The sequence below is a fragment of the Archangium sp. genome, from assembly GCF_036389735.1.
In the GTDB taxonomy this organism is placed as follows: Bacteria; Myxococcota; Myxococcia; order Myxococcales; family Myxococcaceae; genus Archangium.
The window spans coordinates 1-1,625 of the sequence record NZ_DASVWK010000851.1 but is presented as its reverse complement, the minus strand read 5'-3'; the positions used below and the strand labels follow the sequence as shown (position 1 = coordinate 1,625).

Below are 1,625 nucleotides of genomic sequence, written 5' to 3'. Positions count from 1 at the left end.
CCTGGAACATCGTCCGAAGCAGGACCATCCCCTCGGAGATCCGCTGGAGGGGATGGGGAGAGGTCATCACCTCCTCGGCCAGGACCGCGGCCTCGGCGGTGACCGGATCCACCCCGGAGGGCGGCGGCCGGCGCGGGGGTGGAGGACCCGTCCTACCGAAGGGCCGGGATTCACCCAGGCAACACCTCTTGTATTTCTGCTTGCTGCCGCAAGGACAAGGCTCGTTGCGAGATGGCATGGCGCCGCCACATACCACGTCGAACTTCGGAAGTAACCCCCACCCACACTACTTTTCCCGCCATCCCCGGACACCCAGCGGACACGGCTCCCGGGCTTGCCCACCTCATGGCCCCCCCTCTCTTCAAGCCTCGGGCGTACTGCCGTAGACTGCTCGACACTCCGACCTCCGGAGTCCACCTGCCTCCCCCTTCAGGAGCGTCTTCGTGAATCGGCGCATCATCGGCCTGCTGGCCACTGTCTGCCTCGCCTCCGCCTGCAAGGAGGAGCCCGTGGGCCAGATGCAGCCCATCCCTCGTCCGCCCGACATGGCCGCCACCCCGGCCAAGGCCGATGCCCCGGCCAGGCCGGCCGCCGCCCCCGAGCCGCCGCCAGACCCCTCCAAGGTGGTGCTGCGCTGGAAGCTCGACGCCCCCACCGCCTTTCGTCTCACCACCACCTCCTCCTTCGAGTCCGCGCCGCTGGCCTCCAAGGGGAAGAAGGGCAAGCAGCCAGCCCCCGCGCCCGCGGCCGGCCCGCGAGAGACGACCTCCCTCTTCGTCCTGCGGAAGACCGAGTCCGGCTACGCCTTCCAGATCGTCCCGCAGGGCGCGGGCGGTGAGGAGGACCAGGGCACCATGAGCGAGCGCGGCTTCGTGCTGGACGGGCTCTCCGGACCGCTGCACACCACGGCGCTGCTGGTGATGGAGCTGCCGCTGGAGCCGGTGGGTCCGGACGCCACCTGGGCGCTCAGCACGGATCTGGTGGACCTGAGCGCCGTGCGCAACTTCGTCGAGAAGAAGACCGAGCGTCAGAACCAGGTGAAGCTCACCGCGCTCACCCCCGCCGAGAATGGGGAGCAGGTGGCGACGCTCGAGTACGACCTGTCCGAGCGCATCTCCGGCAGCCTCGGCACCCCCAAGCGGCCGGCGCCCACGCCCAAGAAGTCGGAGAAGGACGCGAAGAAGGGCAAGGACGATCAGGAGGAGGAGCCCACGCAGTCGATGACGGCCGTCTCCTCCGAGATGCGGGTGAAGGCGCGGGGCGAGTTCCTCGTGAAGGCGGGCCGCTGGCGCTCCTGGGAGGGCACCCTCACCACGCGAAGCGAGGGCGACCTGCCCGGCGCGGGCAACGGTGAGCGCAAGCTGCGCCTCACTCCGCTCGAGGAGGTACCGCCGGAGCTGATCCAGCCGCAGGCGAAGAAGTAGCCACCGCCTCCGACTCGCGAATGAGCCGCACCACCCCGTCCACCCAGGCGGGGTGGGCGTTGAGCGAGGGGACGAGGGTGAACGCCTCGCCCCCGCTCGCGAGGAACTGATCGCGGCCCCGGATGGCGACCTCCTCCACCGTCTCCAGACAATCGGCGACGAAGGCCGGGCACATCACCGCCAGGCGCTTCACCCCGCGCG

3 protein-coding genes are annotated in these 1,625 nt (G+C 70.0%); 1 reads left to right on the top strand and 2 read right to left on the bottom strand.

Annotated elements, in window-relative coordinates:
- Nucleotides 1-238, bottom strand: a 238-nt coding sequence (locus tag VF794_RS41805) for an SEC-C metal-binding domain-containing protein (protein WP_414640986.1), incomplete at its 3' end; no start/stop codon positions are given.
- Nucleotides 239-443: 205 nt separating this feature from the next.
- Between VF794_RS41805 and VF794_RS30545 the strand changes: the two genes are divergently transcribed.
- A complete protein-coding gene (locus VF794_RS30545) occupies nt 444-1,424 on the top strand; it encodes a hypothetical protein (RefSeq protein ID WP_331116526.1) in 981 nt (326 codons plus the stop codon).
- Here the strand turns inward: VF794_RS30545 and VF794_RS30540 are convergent.
- The coding region (locus VF794_RS30540) for a ferrochelatase (protein WP_331116524.1) at nt 1,369-1,625 on the bottom strand (257 nt) is incomplete at its 5' end. The genes VF794_RS30545 and VF794_RS30540 overlap by 56 nt on opposite strands.